We start from the raw sequence: 7,330 nt of genomic DNA on the forward strand, positions 1-7,330 counted from the left end.
AACGCCGGAGGGCGCTGGCTATCATAGTTGCGCGCCGCAGGCCCTGCCCTGCGGCCACCCTCCCGCAGTTTCCAGGTCCCGCCCGCCATGTCCCGCACCCCCGAAGGTTTTGCCCACAGTCGAGCCCAGTTCGAGCAGCTGATCGACGACACGCTCTCGGTGGCCCGCGGGCTCGGGGCCAGCGATGCGGCGGCCGAGGTCAGCGAGGGCGCCGGTCTGTCGGTGTCGGTGCGCAAGGGCGAGACCGAGACGGTCGAGCGCAACCGTGACAAGTCGCTGGGCGTCACGGTCTATCTGGGCCAGCGGCGCGGCAACGCCAGCACGTCCGACTTCTCGCGCGCCGCGCTGGAGCAGACGGTGCGCGCGGCCTACGACATCGCCCGCTTCACGGCCGAGGACCCGGCGGCCGGCCTGCCCGACGCGGCCGACCTGGCCACGCCCGAGGAAGCCGCCCGGGATCTGGACCTCTACCACCCCTGGGCGATGGACGCTGCCGGCGCCATCGAGCTGGCCCTGCGTTGCGAAGGGGCCGCCTTCGCGACCGACCGGCGCGTCACCAACTCCGACGGCTGCGGCGTCTCGGTCCAGCAGTCGCATTTCGTGGCCGGCAACTCGCGCGGTTTTCGCGGCGGCTATGCCAGTTCGCGGCACTCGCTGTCGGTGGCGCCGATCGCCGGCCGGGGCAACGACATGCAGCGCGATGCCTGGTACAGCTCGATGCGCGATGCCGCCGACCTGGCCTCGCCCGAGGCCGTGGGCCGCTATGCCGCAGAGCGCACGCTGGCGCGGCTGAAGGGTCGCAAGATCGCGACCTGCGAGGTGCCGGTGCTGTTCGAGTCCACGCTGGCCGCCGGCCTGCTGGGCGCCTACGTGCAGGCCACCAGCGGCGGCGCGCTCTATCGCAAGGCCACCTTCCTGGCCGACTGCCTGGGCAAGCCGGTGTTTCCCGACCACGTCGACATCGACGAGCAACCGCACCTGCCCAAGGGCAAGGCCAGCGCACCGTTCGACGACGAGGGCGTGCGCACGCGCGCCCGCAGGGTGGTGGCCGTCGGCCGCGCCGAAGGCTATTTCCTGTCGAGCTACTCGGCGCGCAAGCTCGGCATGCACACCACCGGCCACGCCGGCGGCTCGCAGAACCTCACACTGACGAGCCGGCTCACGGCGCCGGGCGACGATCTCGATGCGATGCTGCGCAAGCTCGGCCGCGGCCTGTTCGTCACCGAACTGATGGGGCAGGGCGTCAACTACGTGACCGGCGACTACTCGCGCGGCGCGGCCGGCTACTGGGTCGAGGGTGGCCGCATCGTCCACCCGGTGCACGAGATCACCATCGCCGGCAGCCTGGGCGAGATGCTGCGCCGGATCGTCGCGGTCGGTGCCGATGCCTACACGATGGGCGGCAAGACCATCGGCTCGGTGCTGATCGAGCGCCTGAAGATCGCCGGCAGCTGAGAGCGGCGGCGGCATCGAATGTCCGTGTGCCGGGGCCTGCCCGGCGGGTAAGCCCCACGCCGGGCCGCGGAGGGCGCTCCTAGAATCTTTTCGATCCTTCCGCCCTTCCTTCCCTCTCCAGGAGTCGTCCTTGATGCAACGCCGTTCCTTCGTGCAACGGGCCGGCCTCGCCGGTGTGCTCGCCTCGGGGGCCGCACCGGCGGTCGTGCACGCGCAGAGCACCCTGCGCTGGCGGCTGGCGTCGAGCTTTCCGAAGTCGCTCGACACGATCTTCGGCACGGCCGAGCTGTTCGCGAAGAAGGTCGGCGAGATGAGCGGGGGCCGTTTCCAGATCTCCGTGCACGCCGCCGGCGAACTGGTGCCGGCCTTCGGCGTGGTCGACGCGGTGCAGAACGCCACCGTCGACATTGCCCACACCGCGCCCTACTACTTCTACGGCAAGGACCCGACCTTCTGCCTCGGCTGCGCGGTGCCGTTCGGGCTGAACTCCCGCCAGATGTCCGCGTGGATGTACGACGGCAACGGCCTGAAGCTGATGCGCGAGTTCTACGCCAAGTACAACATCGTCAACTTCCCCGGCGGCAACACCGGCGCGCAGATGGGCGGCTGGTTCCGCAAGGAGATCAAGTCCATCGCCGACATCAAGGGCCTGAAGTTCCGCTGCAACCCGTTTGCCGGCCGCGTGCTCGAGCCCTTCGGCGTGGTGCCGCAGTCGCTGCCGGGCGGCGACATCTACCCGGCGCTGGAGAAGGGCACGATCGATGCGGCGGAATGGGTGGGACCCTACGACGACCTCAAGCTCGGCTTCAACAAGGTGGCGCCGAACTACTACTACCCGGGCTGGTGGGAGGGCGGGCCGCAGCTCGACTTCTTCATCAACAACAAGGCCTGGGAGGCGCTGACGCCAGACTACAAGTCGATGATCGAGGCGGCCGCGGCGCAGTCGCACATCGAGATGCAGGCTCGCTACGACGCACGCAATCCCCCGGCATTGAAGCAGCTGGTCGGCTCGGGCACCAAGCTCAAGCCCTTCCCGGCCGACGTGATGACGGCGGCGTTCAAGTCGGCCGAGCAGATCTACGCCGACCTGTCGGCCAAGAACCCGTCCTGGAAGAAGGTGTGGGAGGACTACGCGAAGTTCCGCGCCGAGCAGAACGTGTGGTTCCGCTTCACCGAGGCGACCTTCGACCGCTTCATGCAGTCGCAGAAGCTCTGAGCCTCAGGGGGCCGAGGCGGCCGGGTCCGCCGCCGGTGGCAGGTCGCGGAACAGTTCGTCCAGGTCGGGCTCCGAGGCCGCCGTGTCGGACGGATCGACCGGCATCTCGATGCGGACCTTGTCGAGGTCGATCTTCTCTTCCTTGTCGAGGAAGACCGTGACCGTCTCCGGCACGAAGATCACGATCACTACCAGCAGCAGCTGCAGCATCACCCAGGGCAGGGCGCCGAGGTAGATGTCGCGCGACGGCACCGGTCGCGGCAGCTTGCCGGTCTTGAACAGCGAATCGGCGATGCCACGCAGGTAGAACAGCGCGAAGCCGAACGGCGGGTGCATGAACGAGGTCTGCATGTTCACGCACAGCAGCACGCCGAACCACACCAGGTCGATGCCGAGCTTGTCGGCCACCGGCGCGAGCAGCGGCAGGATGATGAAGGCGATCTCGAAGAAGTCGAGGAAGAACGCCAGGAAGAAGATGAAGACGTTGACCGCGATCAGGAATCCGATCTGACCGCCGGGCAGGCCGGAGAGCATGTGCTCGACCCACTTGCCGCCGTCGACGCCCTGGAACACCAGCGAGAACACGCGCGAGCCGATCAGGATGAACACCACCATCGCGGTGATGCGCATCGTGCCCGCCAGTGCATCGCGCAATAGTGGCCAGCTCAGGCGGCGGTGCAGGGCGGCCAGCAGGAAGGCCCCGACCGCGCCCATCGCGCCAGCCTCGGTGGGCGTCGCGATCGCGTGGTCCATGCCGGGCAGGCCGCCCATGCTGCCGAGCACCGCGAAGATCAGCAGGGCCGACGGGATGATGCCGCGCAGGCACTTGATCCACAGCGCGCCGCCGCTCAGCGTGCGCGCTTCCTTCGGCACGCCGGGCACGGCGGCGGGGCGCAGGCGGCTCAGAACGAAGGTGTAGGCCGCGAACAGCAGCACCTGCAGGATGGCCGGACCCCAGGCGCCCTTGTACATGTCGCCGACCGGGCGGCCGAGCTGGTCGGCCATGACGATCAGCACCAGCGAGGGCGGCACCAGCTGCGTGATCGTGCCCGATGCGGCCAGCACGCCGGTGGAATAGCGCATGTCGTAGCGGTAGCGCATCATCACCGGCAGCGAGATCATCGCCATCGCGATCACCTGGCCGGCCACGGTGCCGGTGATGGCGCCCAGCACGAAGCCGACGATGATCACCGAGTAGCCCAGGCCGCCGCGCACCGGGCCGAACAGCTGGCCCATCGAATCGAGCATGTCCTCGGCCAGGCCGCATTTCTCGAGCACGGCGCCCATCAGCGTGAAGAAGGGAATGGCCAGCAACAGGTCGTTGCTGAGGATGCCGAACACGTTGAGCGGCAGCGCCGACATGAACTCGGGCGGGAACCAGCCCGCCTCGATCGCGATGAAGCCGCACAGCAGTCCGTAGGCCGCCAGCGAGAACGCGACCGGGAAGCCGATCAGCAGCACGATGATCAGCCCCGCGAACATCAGGGGGGCGAACTGCTCCATCGTCATTGGAGGGGGCGCTCGTAGTGCGTGTCCATCTCGTGGCGGTGCAGCAACCAGCCGATGCGCTTGGCGATCTCGGCCAGCCCCTGCAGCGCGAGCAGCGCGAAGCCCAGCGGCAACATCAGCATCACCGGCCAGCGGATCAGGCCGCCGGCGTTGCCGGACATCTCGCCGCTGGTGTAGGTGCGCCAGAACAGCGGCAGCGACAGCCACAGCATCAGCAACACGACCGGCATCAGGAAAGCGACCAGGCCGAACAGATCGACGAAGACCTTGCCGCGGCTGGACAGGCGACCGTAGAACACGTCGACGCGCACGTGCTCGTTGAGTCGCAGCACCTGCGACGCGCCCAGCATCACGCAGGCGGCGAACAGGTACCACTGGATCTCGAGCCAGGCGTTCGAGCTGTAGTCGAGGCCGTAGCGCACCAGCGCATTGCCGGCACTGATCAGGCAACAGGCCAGCACGGCCCATTGCGCGAACCAGGCGAAGCGGTCGTTGAGGGCGTCGATCGGCGAAAGGATTCGGGACAGGGCGCTCATCGGCGATTTCTCGGGTGACAGCGGCTCGTCAGGAAGTCATGCGGGATCGGTCACTGCGAGGCCGAACGATTCTAGAGGGCCATCGTGCAGGGCCTTGCGCGTTTGTCCGGCTGGACGCGGCTGTGTCTGTGGTCACAGTACAGCCTGATCGCACCGCATCCGGAGCCGCTTGCGCTGCGTACAGAACCCCTGCGTGCCTGATTCGATCCCGGTGTAAGTAAACGCCGCCAGGTGCGACCGAAGAGGGCCAGTGCACGGAGTGCGACGACGTCCTCCGGCCTGCCGTTCCGCAACCATCCACCCGAAGGAGATCCACATGACGAATTTCAAGTCTGGCCTGGCGATTGCCAGCGCGGCCGCCGCCCTGTTTGCCATGGGCACCGTCAGCACCACGGTACAGGCCGCCGATAGCGGCTCTGTGCACTGCGCCGGCGTCAACAGCTGCAAGGGCACGTCGGAGTGCAAGACCGCCAGCAGCGCCTGCAAGGGCCAGAACACCTGCAAGGGCCAGGGCTGGGTCAGCAAGAAGTCGGCGAAGGAATGCACCGACGCCGGCGGGACCGTCGCCAAGTAGCCCAGACGGATCGGCCATGCGGCCTGCGCATCGGCCCGACCGATGCGCAGGCCCGCCTGCCGCCCGTGCTTCCTTGTGCCCACTCCGATGAGCATCGCGCTTCAAGGCTTCGGCCTGGGACTGCGTCCCGAACACTATGCGGCATTCGCCGAACGGCGGCCCGCGGTGGACTGGCTCGAGGTCATCTCGGAGAACTACATGCTGCCGGGCGGCGCGCCGCTGCGGCACCTGGACCGCCTGCGCCGCGACTACCCGATGGCGATGCACGGTGTGTCGCTGTCGATCGGCAGTGCCGACGACCTGGACCCGGAGTACCTGCGCGCGCTGAAGGCGCTGGCCGATCGCATCGAGCCGGCGTGGATCTCCGACCATCTCTGCTGGACCGGCGTGGACCACCACAACCTGCACGACCTGATGCCCATGCCCTACACCGAGGCCGCCCTGCGCCACCTGTGCGAGCGCGTGGCGCGCGTGCAGGACCACCTCGGCCGTCGCCTGCTGCTCGAGAACGTGTCGAGCTACGTGGCCTTCGAGGCCGACGAGATGAGCGAGTGGACGTTCGTCGCCGAGCTCGCGCGGCGCGCCGACTGCGACCTGCTGCTCGACGTGAACAACGTCCATGTCAGCAGCGTGAACCACGGCTTCGACGCGCGGGTCTACATCGACGCCCTGCCGCGCGAGCGCGTGCGGCAGATTCATCTGGCCGGCCACGAGGACCACGGCAGCCACCTGATCGACACGCATGACCACCCGGTGTGCGACGCCGTGTGGAAGCTCTACGACTACACCACGCAGCGGTTCGGCGCGGTGCCGACGATGATCGAGCGCGACGACCGCATCCCGCCCCTGGGCGAGCTGGTGGCCGAGCTCGACGTGGCGCGGCAAGTTCAGGCCGGCGCGCTGTCCGCGGCGAGGGCCGACCGGGACGTGCGCGAGATGACGGCATGAGCGCGGGCTTGCTGATCGAGCAGCAGCGGCGGCTGAGCCGCGCCGTCGTCGAGGACGACCTTGCCGAGGCGACATCGGCCGGCGGGCTGCTGCGGTCGCGTGCCGGCGGTTCGCTGCTGCACATCTACCGCCATGCCTACCGCGCTCGCCTCGTCGCCGCGCTGCGCGAGAACCACGAGGGGCTGCCGCGGGTGATGGGTGACGAGGCCTTCGACGCCTTGGCGCAGGCCTATCTGTCGGCTTATCCCTCTCGGCATCCGTCGATCCGCTGGTTCGGTGAGTACCTGGCCGACTTCATGCAGGCCCGGCCGGCGCTGGCGCTGCACCCGTCGCTGGCCGATCTGGCGCGCATGGAGTGGGCGCTGCGAACGGCCTTCGATGCCGCCGATGCGGTGCCCATCCGGGCAGAGGCGCTCCAGGCGCTCGAGGCGCAGGCCTGGCCCGGCCTGCGTTTCGTGCTGCTGCCCAGCGTCCGGCTGGTGACGCTGCATTGGTCCGTCGAACCGCTGTGGCGTGCACTGAAGGCGCAGACGGTGCAGCCAGCCGACGGCGAGCCCGCACTGCCCGAACCCGAGCCGAGCGAACATTGCCTGCTGACCTGGCGACCGGACCTGGAGACGCGCTGGCGTTCGCTCGAGAGACTGGAGGCGATGCTGCTGCGCGCGGTGTTCGACCGCCAGCCGTTCGCGGTGCTGTGCACCCGTGCGGCAGCCGCAGTCGGCGAGGCCGATGCGGCCACGGCGGTCGTCGCGGCACTGCAGGGCTGGCTCGCCGAAGGCCTGATCGCGGCCGTGCAGGTCTGAGCAACGCGCGTCGCCGCAGCGCGGGATCGCCGCCGGGCGATCAGGACGGCTCGCCCGCTCCGCGGTAGCTGCCGGGCACGAGGATCTCGCGCCCGACCCTCGTGATATCGGTATGGCCGGTGAAGGCCATGGTGATGTCGAGCTCGTTGCGGATGAGCTCCAGGGCGCGGGTGACGCCGGCCTGACCCATTGCGCCCAGCCCGTACAGGAAGGCCCGCCCGATCATCGTGCCGCGCGCCCCCAGGGCGACCGCCTTCAGCACGTCCTGCCCCGAGCGGATCCCCCCGTC

General features: G+C 68.9%; 8 protein-coding genes. 5 read left to right on the plus strand and 3 right to left on the minus strand.

What is annotated here, in order from left to right:
- Positions 1 to 87: 87 nt before the first annotated feature.
- Positions 88 to 1,455 carry a metalloprotease PmbA gene (gene pmbA / locus ASC67_RS05130; RefSeq protein ID WP_056315986.1) on the plus strand — a complete coding sequence of 456 codons (1,368 nt, stop codon included), beginning with the start codon at positions 88 to 90 and terminating at the stop codon, positions 1,453 to 1,455.
- 133 nt (positions 1,456 to 1,588) lie between these two features.
- Positions 1,589 to 2,671, plus strand: coding sequence for a TRAP transporter substrate-binding protein (locus tag ASC67_RS05135; protein ID WP_056315989.1), 1,083 nt, complete (start codon positions 1,589 to 1,591; stop codon positions 2,669 to 2,671).
- 3 nt (positions 2,672 to 2,674) lie between these two features.
- On the opposite strand, the gene ASC67_RS05140 is transcribed toward ASC67_RS05135, so the two are convergent.
- Together ASC67_RS05140 and ASC67_RS05145 are read right to left on the minus strand one after the other, a co-directional pair.
- Complete coding sequence (locus ASC67_RS05140; RefSeq protein WP_056315991.1) at positions 2,675 to 4,180, minus strand: TRAP transporter large permease subunit; 1,506 nt, start codon at positions 4,178 to 4,180, stop codon at positions 2,675 to 2,677.
- Positions 4,177 to 4,716: a TRAP transporter small permease subunit gene (locus tag ASC67_RS05145; protein ID WP_056315994.1), complete on the minus strand. Its 540-nt coding sequence runs from the start codon at positions 4,714 to 4,716 to the stop codon at positions 4,177 to 4,179. Before ASC67_RS05145 ends, ASC67_RS05140 begins: the two co-directional genes overlap by 4 nt.
- A 316-nt stretch (positions 4,717 to 5,032) precedes the next feature.
- Between ASC67_RS05145 and ASC67_RS05150 the strand changes: the two genes are divergently transcribed.
- From ASC67_RS05150 to ASC67_RS05160, 3 genes are all read left to right on the plus strand, one after another.
- The gene (locus ASC67_RS05150) at positions 5,033 to 5,290 is read left to right on the plus strand and encodes a hypothetical protein (protein ID WP_056315997.1); all 258 of its coding nucleotides are present in this window, start codon (positions 5,033 to 5,035) and stop codon (positions 5,288 to 5,290) included.
- Between the two features lie 87 nt (positions 5,291 to 5,377).
- Positions 5,378 to 6,238, plus strand: a complete 861-nt coding sequence (locus tag ASC67_RS05155) for a DUF692 domain-containing protein (protein ID WP_056315999.1) — start codon at positions 5,378 to 5,380, stop codon at positions 6,236 to 6,238.
- A complete protein-coding gene (locus ASC67_RS05160) occupies positions 6,235 to 7,041 on the plus strand; it encodes a DNA-binding domain-containing protein (protein ID WP_056316005.1) in 807 nt (268 codons plus the stop codon). Before ASC67_RS05155 ends, ASC67_RS05160 begins: the two co-directional genes overlap by 4 nt.
- Positions 7,042 to 7,081: 40 nt before the next feature.
- On the opposite strand, the gene ASC67_RS05165 is transcribed toward ASC67_RS05160, so the two are convergent.
- Positions 7,082 to 7,330: alpha-hydroxy-acid oxidizing protein (locus tag ASC67_RS05165; protein WP_162245602.1), on the minus strand; the 249-nt coding region annotated here is incomplete at its 5' end.

The sequence above is a fragment of the Methylibium sp. Root1272 genome (assembly GCF_001425905.1).
GTDB lineage: Bacteria > Pseudomonadota > Gammaproteobacteria > Burkholderiales > Burkholderiaceae_C > Methylibium.

What these genes read in the sequence shown, in the direction of transcription:
- ASC67_RS05155 (WP_056315999.1), top strand. Translation starts at nt 5,378, where the DNA reads ATGAGCATCGCGCTTCAAGGCTTCGGCCTGGGACTGCGTCCCGAACAC.
- ASC67_RS05160 (WP_056316005.1), top strand. Translation starts at nt 6,235, where the DNA reads ATGAGCGCGGGCTTGCTGATCGAGCAGCAGCGGCGGCTGAGCCGCGCC.
- ASC67_RS05150 (WP_056315997.1), top strand. Translation starts at nt 5,033, where the DNA reads ATGACGAATTTCAAGTCTGGCCTGGCGATTGCCAGCGCGGCCGCCGCC.
- ASC67_RS05140 (WP_056315991.1), bottom strand. Translation starts at nt 4,180, where the DNA reads ATGACGATGGAGCAGTTCGCCCCCCTGATGTTCGCGGGGCTGATCATC.
- ASC67_RS05145 (WP_056315994.1), bottom strand. Translation starts at nt 4,716, where the DNA reads ATGAGCGCCCTGTCCCGAATCCTTTCGCCGATCGACGCCCTCAACGAC.
- pmbA (WP_056315986.1), top strand. Translation starts at nt 88, where the DNA reads ATGTCCCGCACCCCCGAAGGTTTTGCCCACAGTCGAGCCCAGTTCGAG.
- ASC67_RS05135 (WP_056315989.1), top strand. Translation starts at nt 1,589, where the DNA reads ATGCAACGCCGTTCCTTCGTGCAACGGGCCGGCCTCGCCGGTGTGCTC.